Raw genomic sequence first — 19,880 nt, 5'->3', positions numbered from 1 at the left:
TTCTTTAGTTTAGTCAGCCTCCTTTTTGAATTTGTGCTGCCGGAACACTTAACGCTGGAAGGGACTTTTTTTAATGTGCATATAGACCTATATATAATCGGAAAGTATTGAATCACGACTAAAGTCGTACTATTAGACTTATCGTATGGGGAAATATTCAACTAGAGTAGGTTGTTGGAGCAGACCTTCGCAACATATCAGCAGTTAAACCTCTGTAGTCTCCGGGTGTCCGGGTGACTGTTTTTTTTATCTGTTCTTGCCTGCGTGCCCATAACGGACGATAGTCGCTGGCACGATCCGGGACTAATTTCGCGATTTTTAATTATGGGGAAGGAATTTAAGCCTATATTCGTTGGGTGAATCGAGATAAGATCAGGGCTGGAAAGGGCTGGGCGCTTGTAGCTGCGGGTTTGACAAATTTTTCTTCCCGATGATAGGATCGAAAAGGTTGCCAGTTAAATTCTGTAAAGCAATGAAAGGGGAGGCGTAACGGAATGAAAAAGAAATGGATCACGGCTGCTCTGTGCTTCGCATTCATGATGTTTGGCATGAGCATCAGTGCATGGGCGAACACACAATTGCAGGAAATAAAAGCTTATCTCAATGGGGAACTGAAAATCAGAATGGATGGACAAATCGTTCAATTGAAGGACGCCAATGGTAAAAGCGTTCTCCCTATTTCATATCAGGGAACTACATATCTTCCGGTCAGAGCGGTTTCCCAATTGTTGGATGTAGATGTGTCTTATAATGCCCAACGTAAAGAGGTTGTCATTGGGGAGGGATCTCAAACGGGAAATCCTTCCACACCGGCACAACCAGCACAACCAATAACACCGCCGGCACAGCCACAACCAAGCCCTGCGGTGCCAGACGATACGGTGAAACTCGTATCCTGGAGTGATAAGGCCGAGAATGGGAAACTCGAGGTAACCGCCTCGGTTCAGAATACGGCAAGCTCAGGGAAAACCGTCGGCATTGTGGCCACCGGTTATGACAAAAACGGGAAAGCGGTTGAAACTCAAGGCATAAGCGGTTTTGTGGTGGGAGGCCATGTTCGTAATTTCAATGTTTCGCTGAATGCTGTGGATGTCATTGATTCTGTCAAGGTCGAGCTGACAGGCCATCGTCAACAGGTCGAACTCATTTCTTATGCTGATCGTCTTCATCAAGGCAAGCTTGAAGTTACCGGCGTCGTGGAGAACGGCAATGAGAAGGGCGCTACGACCGGAATCGTGGTGACAGCCTATGATAAGAATGGAAAAGCTATTGAAACTAAAGGCACGAGCGGCTTTGTTGTTGGTGAGCATGTCCGCAATTTCAAGGTCAGCCTGAACGCGGCTTCACAGATTGCACGCATCGAAGTGAAAGCAACGGGGTTCGCGGATGCTGTTCAGGTGCTGTCAGAAGCAAGCCGTGTTGATAATGGCAAGCTTGTCGTGGAAGCGGTGCTGGAGAATGGCTATGAGAAAGGGAAAACGCTCGGCATCGTCGTCACCGGATATGACAAAAACGGCAAGGCGGTAGAAACGAAAGGTTCGAGTGGATTTGTCGTTGGTGAGCATGTGCGAAACTTCTCCGTTTCTCTGTCCTCTGCCTCCAATATTGACAAGGTGAATATCCAGATTACAGAAGAAGACTAAATCTACACCGATTAGGGTTAACCGAGCAAACCGTTTGTTCGGTTAACCTTTTATGTTTCACCAGGTCATGTAGAAGAGCGGCAGTCTTCGTTCCGCATATAATAGGTTCATCAAAGAGATTTTAAGCGTTAGCCATCATGAACAGGAAAGGATGTTCTATGGGTTATATAATGGAGCTTCGCAAACAAGTCGGAACCCGGCCGTTAATTATGACCGGGGCATGTGTGCTGGTATTGGCTGACGATTCCTTGCTGTTTGTCAAACGGACAGACAATGGCACATGGGGCCTTCCAGGCGGGTCCATGGAGCCGGGAGAGCGGCTGGAACAGGCCGCTGCAAGGGAACTTAAAGAAGAAACGGGGTTCACGGCAGGGCCGCTGAAGCTGTTTGATGTATTTTCCGGCCCGGAGCTGTACTACAAATACCCGAATGGTGATGAAGTATATAATGTTGTGACGGTCTATGTATCCGATCAGGTGGAAGGAACTGCGGCGCCGGATACGGAAGAAGTGTCGGAGCTGAAGTTTTTTGGCCTGGAGCAGCTGCCGGAGGCGATCAATCCGCCCGACCGTCCGATCATTCAGGCAATGCTCGCGCGATATGAAGAAATTGAGGGGATCCTAGGGAGAAACAGCACTTTTTAAATAAGGATAGCCTATAGATATCGATTCCGTTCCATCATAGGTTGCATCAACTGGCATATGCCTTAATGCATTCAGACTCTTGCTCATGCAAGAGTCTTGTTTAGGCTGAAGCCCAACCTCCGAGGTTGCCATCATGAATGTTTCAGAAAGGAAGAGGAAGGGGGACTGAGAAGCCAAGAAACCAAGAAACCAAGAAACCAAGAAACCAAGAAACCAAGGAGCCTCGTCTTGTCCTAGGAGTCAACCGCTGAAGCGGTGAATGCAGACCTTTCTTATATTCATTCTATACCTGACGCATAGCTGTATTCGACTACCATTGTATGAGATAATAGGCGAAAGTTTATAATCAACCATTTGTGCGGGGGGAAGAGGATGAGAGCACGCTGGCTGACAGTTGGTCTATGCCTTGGCTTATGTCTGACCGGATGCACCGCTGAAGGGGCCAAGAAGCCGCCCGTGAGTCTTGAATCGGCGATGCAGCACGTATACTCCTATTCATTGAATGAGATTGAGCCGGAGCATGTGGAGGAGGTCACTCAATGGCTTGCCGACGCTCAGGCCGAGGGAGCGGATGGGCAGTTTTTTATCAAGAGCTTTCAGGATGATACGAGCGAATATGCCTATACCTATGCTTATGCCGGCGGTTACGCTGATTACGAAGTAAGTTTCATTTATACTCCGAAAGATCCGGTGAGCACAGGTAAAATCCATATCGCCGGCACCCGAAAGGATTCGCTTGCCCATCATTTCGTTCAAATCAAAACGGTCAATGACCTATCCATCATGTATATCGTTGCGGATGAACGACTGGAAGAGCTGCTTGGGTTTTGAATCGAAGCGGTTCTTACTCTACAGGGCATAGGCCAGGGTTGGCTTCACGCAGCTTCTCGCTGAATTGAGGGTCGAGCTTGGCGAGCTCGGCATAATAGCTGCCGATGACATGATTGCCTGATATCGATCCTTTCAGGAAATCCAACGGAATGAGCGTGGGAACATGGCTGTAGTAGTAGGCCTTGTCGCGTTTTGGCAGCTTATAGATGCTCGGCGGTGCGTACGTTACCGGATCAAATGTGCTTGCAATTCGGTAGCTGTTCGGAACATAGCGTTTGAAGGCTTGGGCGAATGCGGGATCCCCGATACGCGGGGAACCATACGTAAACAGCACAGGCACCCGAGCCGTGTTCGCTGCCACATCCACGGCGCACAGCACCGCTAGTGCAGCGCCGAGACTGTGACCAGTAATGAACAGCGCCTTATCCTTGGACAGCCGCCTTAAAGCGGACTTGATCTGTTTGCGCGCAGAGTTATAGATGCCGGTAAACCCGGCATGTGTGAGCACATTTTCTTGTACATACTTGAATTTGCGCTGGGAAGCGATCACATCAGCAATCCAATTGGGGGCCGAGCTGGTCCCTCGAAAGGCAATAATGATCTCTTGATCGGACTGAATAATATACCCGAACCGCTCCCATATGCCGATGAGAGACTGGGCTTCAATCGTATCAAAGAGGGTGTAGTTGGCTGGAAGGACAAAGCGGCCGTCTTGATTGGAGAACTGCATATAAGTTTGGCCGCAGACAGCAGCCAGAAAGATGGCTCTCTGCGTTTGAGCCGTGTTTAATTTCATGCTGTGCCCCTCCCTCGTTACTTTCACTATATTCGGTCTGGGCGGGATTGGTGCCTATGGGGCGGGAGGTAAGCGGACATAAGAGCGTAGAGCATGAAAGCATATCGCGATAGAACGGCTAGGAGGGAGCGCAGTGCTGTATCATTTCAGCGAGAATCCGGAGATTCATATCTTCGCACCGAGACATCCTGCGGGGCGGGATGATGAGCGGGCGGTCGTATGGGCAATCGATGCTCATCATGCCCCGCACTACTATGTTCCGAGAGATTGTCCTCGCATCTGCGTAGAAGCAGGAAGAGAGACGGCTGAATCGGATGTGGAGAAGTTTTTTGGTTTGTCTGGCGTGCGGAGAATGATCGCAGTCGAAGCGGGGTGGTACTCGCGTATCCGGGACGGGAAGCTGTACCGGTATGTTTTCCATCCGGAAGGCTTTGAGCTGCTGGACAGCAATGCGGGATACTACGTTTCTCCCCATCCGGTGACGCCGATTGCTGTGGAGCCCATGGATGATCTGATCGGCGCCATTGTCGGCGCCGATATTGAGCTGCGCGTGATGCCATCCTTGATGCGGCTCAAGGAACAGGTGCTGGCCTCTACGCTGCATTATTCCATGATACGCATGAAAAATGCCGTGCCGGACACCTCTCTAGAATGAGAAAAACACAGGGAAGATCAGGCTGCTGCTTGTTCTAACCATGTGGATATTGAAAGGATGATGACGATGTCAACACTGCTGGCAACACTTAATCAGACGATCCAAACGGCGCAATTTTCAGGGGCGGTCCTTATTCGGCAGCATGAAGAAACGCGTTATGAACAAGCGTATGGTTTTGCCAACCGCAGCGAAGAGATGCCGAACCATCCCCATACCCGGTTTGCCATGGCTTCCGGCAGCAAGCTGTTTACAGCGGTTGCTGTATGTCAGCTTGTCGAACGGGGGCATATCACCTATAACACGAGGTTGCAAGAATGGCTCGAGCTGCCAGAAATTGAAGGTTTCGGCGATGTGACGGTGCATCATTTGCTTACCCATACCTCGGGAGTTGCAGACTATTTTGATGAAGAGGTGATGGATGATTTTGAGCAGCTTTGGCTGACGACACCGATGTATCATGTTAGGGAACCGGAGGATGTGCTGGCTTTATTTCAAGACCAGCCGATGAAATTCAAGCCCGGCGAGCGTTTTTCCTATTCCAACTCCGGCTACGTGCTGCTCGGACTTCTGATTGAACGCGTGACGGGTGAATCCTTCCGAACCTACATCGAGAAGCACATTTTTCAGGCTTGCGGCATGGAATCTACCGGCTATTACCGCATGGATCGGCTGCCGAAGCAGACCGCCCTCGGATATATTGACGAGGAGGGAGGCCAGTGGAGAACCAATATTTACTCGGTGCCCCTCATTGGGCAGCCGGATGGCGGCGCATATACAACGCTGTACGATCTTGATCTGTTCTGGCAGCATTTCCTGAAAGGCAAGCTAGTTTCCGAGGAAACCGCAGCGCTTATGCTCACGCCACAGGTTGAGCCAGATGACGATGACAGTTACGGATACGGGATTTGGATTGACATCCGCGACAATGAGATCTTCAGACATTACATTATGGGCTGCGATCCTGGAGTCAGTCTTATTTCGTTCATATATGCCGGAACAGGGATCCGATCCCACGTGCTCAGCAATCAGACCGAGGGGGCGTTTCTACTGGCTCAAGAGCTGGACAATATCGCCGTTTCCGGTGTCTAGGTCTTGGTAGGAGGTGGAATGGATGTCGAGTACGGAACTATTTGATATATATAATGCGTCTAATATTCATATCGGTGTGGACAGCAGGGAGAATGTTCATGCCAAGGGACTGTGGCATCATACATTTCACTGCTGGATCGTCGATCGCTCCAGCGGAGAGGACCGGTTGCTGCTTCAGCTTCGCCATCCGGACAAGGACACGTATCCCGGTTTGCTCGACATCTCCTGTGCAGGTCATCTTCTGGCTGGGGAAACGGTGGAGGAGGGGGTGCGCGAGCTTGCAGAAGAGCTAGGCATCGTGGCTGCCTTTGATGAGTTGACCTACTGCGGGATGGTCCCTCAAGAAAGCATCATCTCCAGCGATCTGATCGACAGGGAGTTTAATCATGTTTTTCTATACGAGAGCAGCCGGCCAGTCGATGAGTATTCATTTCAGAAGGAAGAGATTACAGGGTTGTTTACGGTTGGTTGCGACGAGTTCCGGGAGCTTGTGCTCGGACAGACGGAGGAATGCTGGGTGGACGGTGTGGTGACCGATCTTCAGGGAGAAGGGCTGATACGGGAACGAAGAAGGATCGGCCTGCATCAGGTGACACCCAATTCTGAGGAATATTACAAGCTGTTGTTCGACAATCTGAAAGCGCGGTGAAATGATTTATTTCCTGGGCAATCAGAGTGCAAGGTTAATCAGGTTTGCAGGTCAGGGCGTGCACAACCCAAGCATCTGTCCTTACATTATCATCATACGGGGCAGAAGCGTAGGGGCAGAGGGAGGCAAGAGGGGCGCTGGAGAAGGAATATGCTTGTCTTTGCCTCCGGATTCCATCGCTGTAGCGGTTGAATGCAGAAATCAGGGGAGAGCCGGGGGGCGCAAGCCCCCCTGATTTCCCGGGAGCGGCATGCTTTGCTGGATGTGAAGTCAGCGTTGAATTCTAAGATGAACCCCAAACTTTATGTAAAATCTGATATAATACCTTCTAATCCTATCGGAAGCTTCGCAAAAATGAGAATTATACATCGAGATATCGTGTCTATGGAGCACGGTTTCTCAACCGACACGGGAGTCTGGCGATAACGGCAATCTGCACTGGCTGTGTCGTCTCGTGCGACAATGAAATGTCGAGCAGGAAAGGAGCAGACAATGGAGTATACAACGATAGAACTGGATAATGTGACTTGGCGAAGAGAGCAGAAGACGGTGCTGACGGATGTGAACTGGACGGTCAGGAATGGAGAACACTGGGCGGTTCTAGGCCTGAACGGGTCGGGGAAAACGACGATTCTGAATATGATTAACGGGTATATCTGGCCTACGAGCGGCATGGTCTCTGTCCTGGGTCACCGCTTCGGGACGGTGGATTTGCGCGAGCTGCGCAAATCGATCGGATGGGTCAGCTCCTCGCTTCAGGAGCGGATCCGCCCGAATGAATCTACGCTGGATGTTGTGATTAGCGGCAAGCACGCCTCGATCGGCCTATACCAGAAAGTGGAGGAGTCCGACCGCGAGATGGCCGAGCAGCTGATGAAGGAATTCAATTGCCATCATCTGCTTGGACGCACGTATGAGACCTGCTCGCAGGGGGAGAAGCAGAAGCTGCTGATCGCCCGCGCCTTGATGGCATCACCGCGGCTGCTGATTCTGGATGAAGCCTGCAACGGGCTCGACTTTCTGTCGAGGGAAGCGCTGCTGTCCAGCATTACGGCGCTGGCAACAAGACCCGATGCGCCTACACTGCTGTTTGTCACCCATCACATTGAAGAGATACTGCCGGTATTTTCACATTCGCTGCTTATTCGGCGCGGAAGCATATTCAGTCAAGGCCGTTCCCGGGACATGCTCACCAGCAACAATTTAAGCGAATTTTTCGAAACGCCGGTTGAGGTTGCCTGGCAGCAGGAACGGGCCTGGTTATCCATTCCGGATCAGGGCGATCAAGGGGATTAGGGGGAAATTCTCTTCTAGCCTAGCTGGGGAACGCATCGGATTTAGTTTTAATTTAAGGAATTTCCCATTCGGGGCAGGAGAAATGCAATAGGATATCGAATTAACCATAGGTCGAACAATTGACGGTTTACCATGATTTATTTTGGAAAGGACAGATGCGCAATGAAATTTAATGAATACCGCTACGAGCGCCCGGATGTCAAAGCATTCGAGCATAAGTTCAAGGAGCTGCTTCAATCATTCACGTCAGCTGGAAGCTATGATGAGCAGGATCAGGCAATGACAGAAATTAACAAACTTCGCAGCACGTTTGAAACGATGCAGCAAATCGCATACGTGCGCCACTCGATTGACACCAACGATGAATTTTATAAGGCTGAGCAGGATTTTTATGATGAGAATGGTCCTGTGGTGCAAGAATACATAACCGAGTATTATCGGGCGCTGGTGGATTCGAAATTCAGAGAACAGCTTGAGGACAAGTGGGGCCGTCAGCTGTTCCAGCTTGCAGAACTGTCCTTGAAAACATTCAGTCCTGAGGTGATTGAGGATTTACAGCAAGAGAACAAATTGACAACCGAATACTCGAAGCTGATCGCCTCGGCGAAAATCCCGTTCGAAGGGGAAGAGCGCACCTTGTCCCAGCTCGTTCCGTTCCAGCAGTCAACCGATCGCGCGATGCGGAAGCGGGCGGCGGAAGCTTCCAGCGGCTTCATGGCCGCGAATGAAGAGCAGTTCGACCGGATTTATGATGACTTGGTAAAGATCAGAACGAAAATTGCCAAGAAGCTTGGCTTCAACAATTTTGTAGAGCTCGCTTACGCCCGGATGGCGCGCACAGATTACAATGCCGAGATGGTGGCTAATTTCCGCAAGCAGGTGCTGGATTATATCGTTCCAGTGGCTAGCAAGCTGAAGGAGCGCCAGAAGAACCGGATCGACGTGGATCAGCTGCTCTATTATGATGAGAATTTTGCCTTCAAGTCCGGCAATGCCACGCCGAAGGGCGATCCGGAATGGATCGTGAACAACGGTAAGAAGATGTATGAGGAGCTGTCCCCGGAGACACATGAATTTTTCAGCTTCATGCTGGACAACGGACTGATGGACCTCGTCGCCAAGAAGGGCAAAATGAGCGGCGGTTACTGCACGTATATTAGCGATTACGGAGCACCGTTTATTTTCTCCAACTTTAACGGCACGTCTCATGACATCGATGTGCTGACGCATGAAGCCGGTCACGCCTTCCAGGTGTATGAGAGCAGAAGCCTGACAGTGCCGGAGTACAGCTTCCCGACGATGGAGGCGGCTGAAATTCACTCCATGAGCATGGAATTTTTCACATGGCCTTGGATGGAGCACTTCTTCCAGGATGAAGTGGATAAATACCGCTTTGAGCATTTGGCAAGCTCGCTCATCTTTATTCCGTACGGGGTAACGGTAGACGAGTTCCAGCACTTTGTGTATGAGAATCCGGATGCAACGCCTGCGGAGCGCAAACAGGCTTGGCGTGAAATCGAGAAGAAGTATTTGCCGCATCGCAATTATGAGGACAATGCGTACCTGGATAACGGCGGTTTCTGGCATAGACAAGGGCATATTTTTAATTCGCCTTTCTATTATATCGATTACACGCTGGCGCAAATCTGTGCCTTCCAATTCTGGAAGAGAATGCATGAGAACCGTGAAGCGGCCTGGGCCGATTATTTGCACCTGTGCCGCCTAGGCGGAAGCAAATCCTTTACCGAGCTGGTGAAAGAAGCCGGGCTGATCTCACCATTCGAGGACGGCTGTGTAACCTCGGTGATCGGTAGCATTGAGAGCTGGCTGGACAGCGTGGACGATAAGGCGCTGTAATCCGTTCTCGGATACAGTAGATGCTGTAACAGCAGGAAGAGAACGAAGGCTTGTGATGAGCCCGGGGCTCTTCCTGCTATCTTTATATTATGAGGGATAATGGATGGATATCTTATATAAACGATTAAGCGAGCTGCCGGTGACGGTGGTCTCAGACTTGTGGAACGCTTCTTTCGAAGGGTATATGGTGAATGCCTCGATGCCGCTGGAGCGCTTCCTCGCCCGGGTGACGAATGACGAGCTATGCCTAAAGCGTTCTCTGGCTTGTTATGTCGATGGACAACCGGCCGGCATTATCCTGAACAGCTTCCGTGAGCTGGAAGGAATAACGATTGCGCGCAACGGGGGCACGGCGATTGGTCCCGATCATCGCGGCAAAGGCCTTGGCAAGACGACGATGGAATACAATTTGGCCCTGTATAAGGAAGAGCAGGTCAAACGGGCTTATCTGGAGGCGATCAGCACGAATGCGCCGGCCATTCGTCTGTACGAAAGTGTCGGATACAGCATCGTGGATCGCTTGCTTATTATGACATGCGAGCAGCTGCGCCTGGACGATGGTGGCAGCGGACGGTCCGCTTACTCGGTCGTGCGGGGGCATGCGGCGGAAGTGCTGGCGATTCCGTACTATAGCTCGGGTGTGGTATGGCAGTCGGATGTTCCTAATCTGAAGGATGCGGAGTGTGTGAAGGTATATGACGGGGACGAACAGGTCGGTTACGGACTGTTCAAGCGAACCTTCGATGATAAGGGAGTACTGGCAGGCATTACGCTGTTTCGCTGTGAGGCCGCACCTGGACGAAGGGATGCCGGCGATGTGATCCGAGCGGCGCTGTATGCAATACTCCAGCCGAAGGATCGCTGCAGACGGACCGCCTTCAACATTCGTGCCACACAGGAGGAATTGGTTCATATCCTGCAAGAAATCGGATTTACAGGATCGATGGAGCAGGTATTAATGCTGTGGGAGCCTGAGAGTTAAGGGGAAGTCATCATCGAAAAAGGACCGGGCAAGGATATCCTTGCCCGGTCCTTCCAGTATAACGGCCATGTTCTCTCCTATGTGCTGCTCATAGCAGCAGGAGGGCAAGCCAGTGGATCATGGCCGACTGTGGCTGTGACGAACCCTCTTATTGTGCGGAAAAGCCGATTTTCGGCTGCTCGCGCACCTTCCTGTCAGCGGCGACGGCGCGGATGGATGAAATCGGGACGTACAGCATTTCGAATTCGTCCTTGTATTTCACAAAGGCCTCGTTCACCTCTTCCAGCGTTCCTCCGCGAACACAGCTTCCGTCGAGAAAATAAATTGTAACCGCCTGTTTCTCCAGCCCCTTCAGCATCGTAAACCACGCTCCTTTATCGATCTTGCCTAGCTTGTTAGCTGCTCACATCGACGTAATAATCTCGTCGATGATTCCATACGCCAGCGCTTCCTCGGCGGTCATGAAATAATCCCGGTCCATGTCCTTCTCAATGCGCTCCGGCGACTGCCCGGTCCGCTCGGCTGTAATCTGCACCAGCTTCTCCCGCGTCCGGAGAATGCGTTTGGCGGTAATGGCGATGTCACTGGCCTGGCCCTGAACCCCGCCCAGCGGCTGGTGAATCATAACCTCGCTGTTAGGCAGCGCCATGCGCTTGCCCTTGGCGCCAGCCAGCAGCAGTACAGCGGCGAAGGAAGCGGCCATTCCGGTGCAGATTGTGTTCACTTGCGGCTTGATGATCTGCATCGTATCGTAGATACCAAATCCGGCGGAGGTGGAGCCTCCCGGACTGTTGATGTACATATGAATATCCTTGTCAGGATCCTCGGCTGCCAGGAACAGCAGCTGGGCAATGATGCTGCCTGCGGACGTGTCGTCAATCTGCGTGCCGACAAACACGATCCGATCCTTCAGCAATCGGGAATAAATATCATAGGAGCGTTCCCCCCGCTGCGTCTGCTCCACGACGTAAGGAATGTAATTCATCGCGATACCTCCTGCGTGCTTATTTTGGATTTCACCGGGTAAACGAAGCGATAGCGTGAAAGGATACGCGAAGCAGGTCCCGAAATAATGGCAATGGCAGGGCGTAACCGTTCCGGACCTACAATCGTTTACTTCATATAGCTGTTTCAAATTATCCGGAATAAAGGTTCTGCGAATCAAATATAAGAAAGACGGGATAAGCGAAGAAAGGAGCTGGCCAACATGACGATCATTCAGCCGGAATCACATATCCCCATGCTTTCGCAGCAGCGTGTGGAGGAGCTTCACGCCCTGCTGCACCGATACTGCCTGTCCTTGACGGGCTGCCCTTGGGACACGGAGGATCTGGTTCAGGATACGTGGCTCAAGGTGCTGGACAAATTTCAGAAGCGAACGCACAGCAATCCCGAGGCTCTTCTGCTGCGCACGGCTAAAAATACATGGATCGATCGGGTTCGCAGAAACCGCGTGTATCGGCGCATCGTGAACGAGTGGCTGGTCCAGGGAGATGAGATGCAGACGGAACAACTGGACAGAAAGCTTCAGACCGAGGCTGTCTTTCAATTGCTACTGCAGCATTTGTCCCGGGCGCAGTGTGCGGTATTTGTACTAAGGGAAGGATGGCAGTTCTCAGTCGCCGAGGCGGCCTCGCTTCTGGACACCACGCAAGGGGCTGTCAAAGCGGCACTGCACCGGGCGCGCAAGGCGCTTGAAGCAGCTGAGCTGGAAGAGGACGCCGCGTGGACCGCCATGAATGAGGCAGAGGTTGAGGAGGTGGACGGCCAACTATTACAAGCGCTGGCAACCGCCTATCTGGCAGGCGACGTGGACGAGGTAGTAAGACTGATTCAGACGAGCGGACAGCCGCGAGAGTCGGTCATGGCGGTGGGCATGCTGCTGCCGCAGCACCGCATCCAATCCGGCTATGGGGGCACGCTTGAAGGGAGCTTTGCCGTGTCGTGCATGGGCATCGTTATGGCAGCTTGACGATAACTGGCCTGGAACCGGCTCTATTCCGCCGAAGCCTGATCATTATATAATATAAGCATCTACAGCAGGCTGGGAAGGAGTGGTTGTCATGAGCCAGAATATTACATATAAAATCTATACGATGTGCATGGTGCAGAACGGCTCGAAGGTGCTGCTGATGAACAGGCCCGACAGCAAGGGGTTCCCGGGCTACATTGCGCCTGGCGGCAAAGTCGAGTTTCCTGAAAGCATTGTCAACGGCGCGATCCGGGAGGTGCGGGAAGAGACCGGCCTGGTGGTGAACGATATTATTTATAAGGGGCTGCAGGAATGGTGCGAGCCGAGCACCGGGCTGCGCTACATGGTGTTTAATTATTTGGCCACATCGTGGGAGGGAGAACTGCTGCAGGACCCGCCCGAGGGCGAGCTTTTGTGGGTAGATATTCAGGACGCGCTCAAGCTGCCTATGCAGGATTGGTTCAGGGAGCGGTTTCCGCTGTTCTTTGAAGAAGGAACGTTTGAGCACAGCGATGTATGGGATCGTGAAGCGGATCTCGTGCTGGACAGCACCCGAAGGAAGTATCGGGACAAGGCGCTTGAAATCGGTATGTGAGAGGAGGCTGTTCCGTATTGATTCCCCATCCGATCAATCATCTCTGTTTTTCCGTCTCCAATCTCGAACGGTCGATTGCTTTTTATCGGGATGTATTTGAGGCGAAGCTGCTCGTGAAGGGAAGAAAGCTTGCTTATTTCGATCTGCAAGGCTTGTGGATTGCCCTGAATGAGGAGGATGTGGACCGCAGCGGCGAGGCAGGAAGCTATACGCATATTGCCTTTACGATTGAGGAGGATACATATGAAGCGGTTCTCGAGCGGCTGAAGAAGCTGAACGTTCAGGTGCTGCCCGGGCGCAGCCGGTCGGAACAGGACAGGAAGTCCATCTATTTTCTTGATCCCGATGGTCACAGGTTTGAGTTCCACACAGGAACCTTGGCCGATCGGATGGCCTATTATCGTGCCGAGAAGGACCATATGATCTTCTATGATCAGGAGGCATAGGAGCTTTAATATTGCATGATCCACGAGACTCGTTCCCGTTATCGGTAAACGGGTTTCTTAGGTTTCAGCCACTCAGATGGCAGTTGTTGAGGCATTCTTTAATCTACGGATGGTTCAACCTTGGCGTGCTAGAAATATTATCCTACTTTGTACTCAATTTAGAGAGATCGTTAACGAATTGGCAGCCATGTGCCGATATAAACATCAAGACTGTAAAAAAACGACTGAGACCGTAGTACAAAGGAGAGAAATACATGAGCGTAAACAGAAAGACAACGAAGTTGTTCCTCATCGTTGTGATGATGTTGGCGATGGTATTCCCTACCAGCGTATTCGCCGCTGCCGGCGATGTAACTTCCATCGAATTTGACACGAAAGAAAGCACGATTCAACTCATAGTAAACGAGAACACAAAGCAGTTGCGCGTATTGGCCAACATCGAAGGCTCCGCCACCAAGAAGGATGTGACCAATGACTCGACCTGGACGTCGTCCAATACGAGCATCGTCCGGGTGGAAAGCGGTTTGTTGACCCCGCTGAACAAAGGTACGGCCACGATTACAGCAAGATACAAGGGCGCTGTCAGCACCATTGACGTTAATGTCAGCTACCTGTATGACGAGCTGAAGCTGGACCTGCCGGATAAAGTGGAATACAAGCTGGGAACCGAAGGCTTGTCTGTCAAAGCGCTGGCGGACGGCACGAATGATGTGACCAGCGAAGCAAGATGGACAAGCTCGGACAGCAGCGTTGTCAAGGTTGACAAAGGAAGCCTGACGCTGGAAGGTCTGGGTACAGCAACGATTAAAGCAGAGTACAAAGGGCTCAGCGCTTCTGTTACCGTTAAGGTTGTTGCTCCGTTCAAGAAGCTTGCGATCATCCCTGGAGATGACCAGGAGCTTCTGGTTGGCGATGCGCCGGTGGAGCTGAAGGTGTATGCGAAGCAATCTGAAGCGGACAGCGGGCTGGGAACGGATGTGACGGATGAGGTTAAGCTCGTATCGTCGAACAGCTCGGTTGCGGTCATTGAGGACGGCAACAAACTGAAGCCGGTGGCTCTAGGAAAAGCAACGATCAGCGTAAGCCATTTGGGCAGCCATGCCCAAATTGACGTATATGTTCGCAATCCGTACGAAGCGATTATTCTGGATCAGACCGACTTCATCAAGAACCCGATTCTGTTCATGAATGAGTCGGTTGCGATCAAGACGAAAGTGAGAAACGCAGCGACACAATCGATCGAGGTCAATGGCGAGTGGACGTCTTCCAATCCGCTTGCGGTTACGGTCAATAACGGTGTCGTGACAGCTAGAGGCACAGGAACGTCCACGGTCAAGGTCAGCTACATGGGAATCAGCCGTGAATTTACGGTTACGGTGCTTCCTACCGTGACCAGCTTCGAAACGGAGGAGACAGAGCTTGAGCTGCTGAAGTCCCAGTCCCAGTCTTATCCGAAAGTAACAGGCACTTTGCTGAGCGAAGAGAAGCAGGATTTCACCAAGTCGGTCACATGGACCTCCAGCGACGATACGATTGTTTCGACTGAGGACGGCAAGATCAAAGGGCTCGAATCCGGGGAAGCTGTTATTACCGGGAAGATCGGAACACGGGAAGTGGCGAATATTCGCGTAACGGTAAGCGAAAAGGTACTCGTTCTGCTGCCGGAAGTTGAATCCTATCAGCTGGTTATCGGCAAAACAACCGAGCTGCCAAGCGTCACCGCTGTATTTGAAGACGGCGAGGAGAAGGATGTGACCTCGCTGGTGAAATGGTCCTTGTCCGGCTCCCAGGCAGTCATTAAGGACAACACGATCAAAGGTCTGGTGAAGGGATCGGCTACCCTGCGTGGGGAGTACCTGAACGAGTCGTTGAAAATTCCTGTCTCGGTGGAGCAGGAAGTCGTCAAATTCGTAGTGGAGCCTCAGAACATTGAGCTGAACATCAAGAAATCCAAATCGATCAAGGTAACAGGCTATTACAGCAATGGCAGCACCGTTACCCTGTCCACGAAGATGAACTGGGTATCGTCAGATACTTCGGTTGCAACAGTGTCAAGATCGTCTGTCAGGGCTGTGGGCGAAGGAACAGCGACGCTGACGGGCTCCTATCAGGGCAAAGAGCTGAAGGTGGATGTCAAGGTGGTGCCGAAGCTGAGCAAGCTGACCGCTAGCGAGAAGAAGCTGAGCTTGAAGCCAGGCGATATTAAAACCGTTACGCTGACTGCGCTCTATGATACCGGTCTGCAGACGAATGTAACGAGCAGTGCGGAGTGGACGACGAGCAAGGCAAGCGTTGCGAAGGTAACGAACGGAAAGATTGAAGTTGTTGGCAAAGGCACAGCCAGAATTAAAGCAAAATTCGATACCAAAACAGTGACGATTACGGTGACTGTCAAATAGGATCATAGACATTAGAAGCCCTTCTCCGGTTGAACCGGAGAAGGGCTTCTTTACTATGCCGACCGGAAAGGCAGCTGCGTTGATTCTCCAAAGGGGCCATCGATATAGTTACCTGACGTGTCCCCCTGTGCCGGCAACGAATATACTGGGACTAGGTTAGTTGGAAAGGCGGGGAGATTATGACCAAGGTCAACATGAGCTCCGCATTGCCAGACGGAATTCTGGTTCGGGGAAGCGATTCTTCCGTCTATTTAATAGAGCGGGGAACCAAGCGCCCGATCGCCGACCCGGAGTCGCTCTATCATTACAAGCTCAGCCTCAAGCACATGATTAGGATCGAGGATGGCTTTCTGAACGGAATGGTCAACGGAGAGATGATTAGGCGGTGCGGGGATTATGTCAGACATAGTCCCTCCACCCTGCTGGTGAGAGGCGGTGATTCGGCGGTTTATGTGTGGATGGGAGGGCGGCTGTTTCCGATTGCGACCAGCGGCATGTTTCGCAGGCTATGTTACCAGGCCCATCAGCTTGTCAATTTGCCGGATTCGCTTATTGCCTCTTTGCCAATCGGAGAGCTCATTGATGATTCGTTCTTCATGTCTCATCCTGCAATCGACGGCAGGCTGTATTCCGGGCCGGACGGATTTATATATTATGGTGAACAGCGCAAGCTGAGAAAACTGGAAGTGCCGTCGCTGTTCTCATATTTTCGTTGGGATGTCGGGCAATTGATTTATTTCACGAGCGAGGAGTTTGCCAACAGCCCGATTGGCGAGCCGATTGCCGACTTCCGGTCGACGTTGTCTGCCTGACGTTCTAGGGCGCGTAGTTTCGGCTAACGAGGAAGGGGGAAACCCGTTGAAGGTGTTGCTGGTCACCATTTTTTTAATCCCGTATGTCGGTGGCGTATGGAAATATATGCAGCAGGTCAAGCAAGGGCTGGAGGCTGACGGACACGAAGTGGACATGATCGGGGACGGAATTGATGGCTTTTATGTATACGGGGGCGGTGAACACCGGAAGGTGCTCAAAAGTCATTTCAGACCGATGCTGCAGCACAAGCTGAACCCTGCGAGCGCTTCGCCGATCACCTCCGATCCTTGGGTCAGAGATGCGGAAGTGGAGCGTCTGACGCTGGAGCTGTCTTTATCCTATCTCGGACTGGAGCAGTACGACATCATACATGCCCAGGACGTGCTGGCTGCTTCGGCCGTAAGCCGCGTCAAGCCGGCGCAGACGCCGCTCGTGACAAGCATCCATGCATCGGTTGCCCTCACGATTCGGGATGTGCTGCAGGCGGATCCGAAGTATGCCGACCCGCTGAATTCCCTCGTATGGAAGTATTACAAAACGATTGAATATATCGGTGGCAACGCCAGTGACCATGTGCTGCTGGCCTCACGCTGGCTGCGGGACGTGATGGTCCAACAGTTTGATATCCCGGGCAACGGCATCAGTCTCATTCCGTATGCGATGGATATTCCCGCTTTTGAGCACAGGCTGAACGCCGAGCATAGGCTGCAGCGGCCGACAGACCGCAAGGTTCTGATCAGCACGTCGCGGCTCAGTCCGGAAAAGGGGATTCATGTGCTGATTGAAGCGCTCGGACAACTGCACAAGCAGCGGCAGGATTGGGAATGCTGGCTCGTTGGCGATGGAGACAAGCGGCCGGAGTATGAGCAGCTCGTTCACAAGCTGGGGATTCAGTCCTCCGTTCATTTCTGGGGGACGAGGGAGGATGTCCCGAGTTTGCTGACACTGGCAGACATATTTGTTATGCCAAGCATGATGGAGACCTTGTCCTATTCCGTCATGGAAGCGCAGCTGGCCGGGCTGCCGATTGTCTCCTCCGATGCCGGGGGGCTGAAGGAAGCGGTGAGGCATGAGGATAACGGGCTGCTGTTTCCGGCAGGGGATGCAGGTAAGCTTGCCGAGTCACTGGCGCTGCTGCTTGCAGATGAAACGTATCGGAATCGGCTGGGGAAACGGGCCAGGAAATGGGCGCTCGTCCATCGGGATCTGGAGACGATGATCAAACGCTTGCTTCAGGTCTACCGCCGGGAGCTCAAGCGAAAGCAAGCCTAACGTTGTATGGGGAGGGAGTCGTATGGGTACAGAGCTGGTAAGCGGCGATCAGTATAATGATCTTTTTCTGGCTCCGGCATCACATCCCTTTCTGCTCGTTGACAAGGCGATATGGGAGCGAGTGAAGGCGAATTTGCCGAAGGGTTATTTTATTCCCGATTATAGAATTATTAATCACTTGAAGCATATGTGACTGAATATGTGGGGAAAGGCTGGGGTAGGGATGGGAACATCGAATTGGCAAAATATATCGTTCTGCGTGGAGCTGCTCCGTCAAACCGCACCGAAATCGGTGCTGGACGTCGGCGTCGGCTTCGGCCGCTGGGGCGTGCTGTGCCGCGAGTTTCTGGACGTATGGGAAGGGCGTGTATTCCGCGAGCAGTGGACGACCAGGATTGAAGGGATTGAAGTGTTTCCGAGGAATATCGACGCCTATCATGCTTACTTTTACAATCAGATTCATATTGCCGAGGCGGCTGCATTCATTCATACCGCTGTACAGCCCGGACAGTTCGATATGATTATCCTCGGGGATGTGCTGGAGCATTTTACTAAGGAAGCGGCCGTTCCCCTGCTGCAGGCGTGTATCGGAAAATCGCGTTATGTGATGCTGAACGTGCCGATCGGCACGAATTGGCCGCAGGGCACAACGTATGGCAATGCGTATGAGACCCATCGCAGCACCTGGACGCGCGAGGAGCTGGATCAGTATCCGGTAGCTGCGAAGCAGCATTTCAAGGATTATATCCAGCGCGATTTCTCAACGTATCTGTTTGCTGCATCCATGAAGACCGGTTGATCCGAAAAAATGGGGAGGTGCTGAGCCCAATGAACGCTGCTTACATCCATACGAGGGTACCTGTGGAGCTGCTGTTTACTGAATTTATACCGGAGGAGAGACGCTCGGTCATTGACCATTTCACGGAAGCCTGGTATGACTACCACAAGCGATATGCCAGCCGGTCCATCGCCCGCTTGACCCCGCATATTCAGCTGTTCCGCTATTTCATGGGTCAGGAGCAGAGCCCGGCACTGTATCTGGAATGGTATCGCATGATTCATACGACCCGGCAGCTTCAGCCGCCGCTGACGGATGCAGCGCTTCTTCAGGAGCGGCGAGCGGTATACGATCATATGCTGGCCATGCTGAAGGACTCTCCGGCCCGATTCGAACAATTCCCTGCGCTCGTAAGATATAACCGGGATCGCGGTTATTTCAACATTGCGGACGGACATCATCGGATCGTTTTTCTGTATTGCCACGGCATTCGCCATATTCCGGTCCGAATGACCCGCGAAGATTATGCGGACTGGATGAATGAACGCGAGCTTGGGGCCGTCGCCGAGGTGTTCAAACGATATCATCGGAGCCTGATCTATACGCCGATCCTGCATCCGTCTTATATGAACATGCGCAGCGAGCGTGATTCTAAGTATCCGACAAGATTGGATAAAATACTGGATTGCTTGCAAACGCTGCCCTTGCCCGGAAAAAGGGTGATTGATATCGGCTGCAACATCGGCTACTATGCCCGTTACTTCAGCAGGGAAGGCGCGATGGTAACCGGAATCGATCCGATGCCGGAACATTATGAGCTGGCCCAAGCGCTCAATAAGCTGGAGCGGGTCCCGTTTGATCTGCGGCTGGAGCGGTTTGAATCGGCCCATCTGCCGGAGAGCTATGACATCGGGCTGCTGCTGACTGTGTTCTACCACATCATGAACATCGACCATGTCCGGGAAGCCTTCCTGCGTCAAATCAACCAAACGGTGCATGGCTTGTTGTTTTGGGAATCCGGCGGAGCGCCCGACATGGAGAGATCGGTGCTGCTGAACGGAACGCATTTTAACCGATATGAAAAGCTGGCGGTCACGGAAGGGACAGGAAAGCGGCGGGAACTGGGTGTTTTTTTTACCGCCTAGTGGAACCGAGGCGGGAGG

The 19,880-nt window shown here is 52.1% G+C and carries 21 protein-coding genes; 18 read left to right on the top strand and 3 right to left on the bottom strand.

The features are described 5' to 3' along the window. Positions 1–536 precede the first annotated feature (536 nt). The 3 genes from CHH67_RS14385 (at position 537) to CHH67_RS14375 (ending at position 3,118) form a co-directional block, all read left to right on the top strand. Positions 537–1,643, top strand: coding sequence for a stalk domain-containing protein (locus tag CHH67_RS14385; protein WP_218832022.1), 1,107 nt, complete (start codon positions 537–539; stop codon positions 1,641–1,643). Between the two features lie 158 nt (positions 1,644–1,801). Continuing rightward, positions 1,802–2,287 (top strand): NUDIX hydrolase, encoded by a 486-nt coding sequence (locus CHH67_RS14380; protein WP_095265884.1) that lies wholly within the window; start codon positions 1,802–1,804, stop codon positions 2,285–2,287. A gap of 372 nt (positions 2,288–2,659) precedes the next feature. Then, positions 2,660–3,118: a hypothetical protein gene (locus CHH67_RS14375; RefSeq protein WP_095265883.1), complete on the top strand. Its 459-nt coding sequence runs from the start codon at positions 2,660–2,662 to the stop codon at positions 3,116–3,118. Between the two features lie 13 nt (positions 3,119–3,131). Here the strand turns inward: CHH67_RS14375 and CHH67_RS14370 are convergent, their stop codons facing one another. Next, the gene (locus CHH67_RS14370; RefSeq protein WP_095265882.1) at positions 3,132–3,914 is read right to left on the bottom strand and encodes a lipase family protein; all 783 of its coding nucleotides are present in this window, start codon (positions 3,912–3,914) and stop codon (positions 3,132–3,134) included. A gap of 133 nt (positions 3,915–4,047) precedes the next feature. Between CHH67_RS14370 and CHH67_RS14365 the strand changes: the two genes are divergently transcribed. From CHH67_RS14365 to CHH67_RS14340, 6 genes are all read left to right on the top strand, one after another. Beyond that, entirely contained in the window at positions 4,048–4,569 is a 522-nt protein-coding gene (locus CHH67_RS14365) for a DUF6886 family protein (protein ID WP_095265881.1), read from the top strand. Positions 4,570–4,611: 42 nt separating this feature from the next. Further along, positions 4,612–5,658: a serine hydrolase domain-containing protein gene (locus tag CHH67_RS14360; protein WP_244908201.1), complete on the top strand. Its 1,047-nt coding sequence runs from the start codon at positions 4,612–4,614 to the stop codon at positions 5,656–5,658. Between the two features lie 22 nt (positions 5,659–5,680). Beyond that, positions 5,681–6,307, top strand: a complete 627-nt coding sequence (locus CHH67_RS14355) for an NUDIX hydrolase (protein WP_095265879.1) — start codon at positions 5,681–5,683, stop codon at positions 6,305–6,307. 492 nt (positions 6,308–6,799) lie between these two features. After that, positions 6,800–7,603 (top strand): ABC transporter ATP-binding protein, encoded by an 804-nt coding sequence (locus CHH67_RS14350; RefSeq protein ID WP_095265878.1) that lies wholly within the window; start codon positions 6,800–6,802, stop codon positions 7,601–7,603. 162 nt (positions 7,604–7,765) lie between these two features. Next, positions 7,766–9,460 (top strand): M3 family oligoendopeptidase, encoded by a 1,695-nt coding sequence (locus CHH67_RS14345; RefSeq protein WP_095265877.1) that lies wholly within the window; start codon positions 7,766–7,768, stop codon positions 9,458–9,460. Between the two features lie 103 nt (positions 9,461–9,563). Then, the gene (locus CHH67_RS14340) at positions 9,564–10,442 is read left to right on the top strand and encodes a GNAT family N-acetyltransferase (protein ID WP_095265876.1); all 879 of its coding nucleotides are present in this window, start codon (positions 9,564–9,566) and stop codon (positions 10,440–10,442) included. Positions 10,443–10,590: 148 nt separating this feature from the next. Here the strand turns inward: CHH67_RS14340 and CHH67_RS14335 are convergent, their stop codons facing one another. Together CHH67_RS14335 and clpP are read right to left on the bottom strand one after the other, a co-directional pair. Next, positions 10,591–10,800, bottom strand: coding sequence for a hypothetical protein (locus CHH67_RS14335; RefSeq protein WP_095265875.1), 210 nt, complete (start codon positions 10,798–10,800; stop codon positions 10,591–10,593). A gap of 45 nt (positions 10,801–10,845) precedes the next feature. Then, positions 10,846–11,427, bottom strand: a complete 582-nt coding sequence (gene clpP, locus CHH67_RS14330; RefSeq protein WP_095265874.1) for an ATP-dependent Clp endopeptidase proteolytic subunit ClpP — start codon at positions 11,425–11,427, stop codon at positions 10,846–10,848. A 222-nt stretch (positions 11,428–11,649) separates the two neighbouring features. Between clpP and CHH67_RS14325 the strand changes: the two genes are divergently transcribed. The 9 genes from CHH67_RS14325 to CHH67_RS14290 all read left to right on the top strand — a co-directional run bounded on the left by CHH67_RS14325 (position 11,650) and on the right by CHH67_RS14290 (position 19,862). Next, complete coding sequence (locus CHH67_RS14325; protein ID WP_095265873.1) at positions 11,650–12,414, top strand: RNA polymerase sigma factor; 765 nt, start codon at positions 11,650–11,652, stop codon at positions 12,412–12,414. A 91-nt stretch (positions 12,415–12,505) separates the two neighbouring features. After that, positions 12,506–13,009 carry an 8-oxo-dGTP diphosphatase gene (locus CHH67_RS14320; RefSeq protein WP_095265872.1) on the top strand — a complete coding sequence of 168 codons (504 nt, stop codon included), beginning with the start codon at positions 12,506–12,508 and terminating at the stop codon, positions 13,007–13,009. A 20-nt stretch (positions 13,010–13,029) separates the two neighbouring features. Continuing rightward, a complete protein-coding gene (gene fosB / locus CHH67_RS14315) occupies positions 13,030–13,455 on the top strand; it encodes a metallothiol transferase FosB (RefSeq protein WP_425320445.1) in 426 nt (141 codons plus the stop codon). Between the two features lie 254 nt (positions 13,456–13,709). Then, a complete protein-coding gene (locus tag CHH67_RS14310; RefSeq protein ID WP_095265870.1) occupies positions 13,710–15,854 on the top strand; it encodes a hypothetical protein in 2,145 nt (714 codons plus the stop codon). 179 nt (positions 15,855–16,033) lie between these two features. Further along, entirely contained in the window at positions 16,034–16,666 is a 633-nt protein-coding gene (locus CHH67_RS14305; protein ID WP_095265869.1) for a hypothetical protein, read from the top strand. A gap of 52 nt (positions 16,667–16,718) precedes the next feature. Continuing rightward, a complete protein-coding gene (locus tag CHH67_RS14300) occupies positions 16,719–17,939 on the top strand; it encodes a glycosyltransferase family 4 protein (RefSeq protein WP_244908203.1) in 1,221 nt (406 codons plus the stop codon). A gap of 22 nt (positions 17,940–17,961) precedes the next feature. After that, positions 17,962–18,132 carry a hypothetical protein gene (locus CHH67_RS26225; protein ID WP_155617955.1) on the top strand — a complete coding sequence of 57 codons (171 nt, stop codon included), beginning with the start codon at positions 17,962–17,964 and terminating at the stop codon, positions 18,130–18,132. 30 nt (positions 18,133–18,162) lie between these two features. Then, positions 18,163–18,738, top strand: a complete 576-nt coding sequence (locus tag CHH67_RS14295; protein ID WP_095265867.1) for a methyltransferase domain-containing protein — start codon at positions 18,163–18,165, stop codon at positions 18,736–18,738. A 29-nt stretch (positions 18,739–18,767) separates the two neighbouring features. Beyond that, the gene (locus tag CHH67_RS14290; protein WP_095265866.1) at positions 18,768–19,862 is read left to right on the top strand and encodes a class I SAM-dependent methyltransferase; all 1,095 of its coding nucleotides are present in this window, start codon (positions 18,768–18,770) and stop codon (positions 19,860–19,862) included. Positions 19,863–19,880: the final 18 nt, after the last annotated feature.

The organism is Paenibacillus campinasensis (genome assembly GCF_002272015.1).
Taxonomy (GTDB): Bacteria; Bacillota; Bacilli; order Paenibacillales; family Paenibacillaceae; genus Paenibacillus_AQ; species Paenibacillus_AQ campinasensis.
The sequence above is the reverse complement of the archived record's forward strand: the minus strand, read 5'-3'. Positions and strand labels throughout refer to the sequence as shown.

Coding starts and splice junctions, on each gene's coding strand:
- CHH67_RS14380 (WP_095265884.1), top strand. CDS start 1,802: ATGGGTTATATAATGGAGCTTCGCAAACAAGTCGGAACCCGGCCGTTA.
- clpP (WP_095265874.1), bottom strand. CDS start 11,427: ATGAATTACATTCCTTACGTCGTGGAGCAGACGCAGCGGGGGGAACGC.
- CHH67_RS14345 (WP_095265877.1), top strand. CDS start 7,766: ATGAAATTTAATGAATACCGCTACGAGCGCCCGGATGTCAAAGCATTC.
- CHH67_RS14350 (WP_095265878.1), top strand. CDS start 6,800: ATGGAGTATACAACGATAGAACTGGATAATGTGACTTGGCGAAGAGAG.
- CHH67_RS14340 (WP_095265876.1), top strand. CDS start 9,564: ATGGATATCTTATATAAACGATTAAGCGAGCTGCCGGTGACGGTGGTC.
- CHH67_RS14295 (WP_095265867.1), top strand. CDS start 18,163: ATGGGAACATCGAATTGGCAAAATATATCGTTCTGCGTGGAGCTGCTC.
- CHH67_RS14335 (WP_095265875.1), bottom strand. CDS start 10,800: ATGCTGAAGGGGCTGGAGAAACAGGCGGTTACAATTTATTTTCTCGAC.
- CHH67_RS14325 (WP_095265873.1), top strand. CDS start 11,650: ATGACGATCATTCAGCCGGAATCACATATCCCCATGCTTTCGCAGCAG.
- CHH67_RS14290 (WP_095265866.1), top strand. CDS start 18,768: ATGAACGCTGCTTACATCCATACGAGGGTACCTGTGGAGCTGCTGTTT.
- CHH67_RS14375 (WP_095265883.1), top strand. CDS start 2,660: ATGAGAGCACGCTGGCTGACAGTTGGTCTATGCCTTGGCTTATGTCTG.
- CHH67_RS14370 (WP_095265882.1), bottom strand. CDS start 3,914: ATGAAATTAAACACGGCTCAAACGCAGAGAGCCATCTTTCTGGCTGCT.
- CHH67_RS26225 (WP_155617955.1), top strand. CDS start 17,962: ATGGGTACAGAGCTGGTAAGCGGCGATCAGTATAATGATCTTTTTCTG.
- CHH67_RS14310 (WP_095265870.1), top strand. CDS start 13,710: ATGAGCGTAAACAGAAAGACAACGAAGTTGTTCCTCATCGTTGTGATG.
- CHH67_RS14385 (WP_218832022.1), top strand. CDS start 537: ATGATGTTTGGCATGAGCATCAGTGCATGGGCGAACACACAATTGCAG.
- CHH67_RS14305 (WP_095265869.1), top strand. CDS start 16,034: ATGACCAAGGTCAACATGAGCTCCGCATTGCCAGACGGAATTCTGGTT.
- CHH67_RS14320 (WP_095265872.1), top strand. CDS start 12,506: ATGAGCCAGAATATTACATATAAAATCTATACGATGTGCATGGTGCAG.
- CHH67_RS14355 (WP_095265879.1), top strand. CDS start 5,681: ATGTCGAGTACGGAACTATTTGATATATATAATGCGTCTAATATTCAT.